Origin of the sequence: Desulforamulus aquiferis (assembly GCF_030577015.1) — a bacterium.
Lineage (GTDB): Bacteria > Bacillota > Desulfotomaculia > Desulfotomaculales > Desulfotomaculaceae > Desulfotomaculum > Desulfotomaculum aquiferis.
Genome location: NZ_JARPTC010000066.1, coordinates 1 through 297 on the forward strand (window position 1 = coordinate 1; position 297 = coordinate 297).

1 protein-coding gene is annotated in these 297 nt (G+C 35.7%); it reads left to right on the forward strand.

Annotated elements, in window-relative coordinates; genetic code table 11:
• Window positions 1–297, forward strand: a 297-nt coding sequence (locus tag P6N53_RS18540) for a DDE-type integrase/transposase/recombinase (protein ID WP_304545841.1), incomplete at both ends; no start/stop codon positions are given.

Here is a 297-nt window from a genome sequence, read left to right on the forward strand (position 1 = left end):
CTTAAATAGAAATTTTCAATCCAATGAATTTGGTACAAAATGGCTAACTGATGTGACCGAAATGAAGTATGGTCTTCAAAGCAAAGCTTATCTTAGTGCAATCCTTGATTTGGCAGATAAAAGTGTTGTCTCTTTTGTGGTTGGACATTTCAACAACAATGAACTTGTTTTTAGAACTTTTGATATAGCACATCAGACATATCCGGATGCTAAACCACTCTTTCACAGCGATCGTGGCTTCCAATATACGAGTAAAAGATTCAAGAAAAAATTGGATGATGCAGGAATGACCCAAAG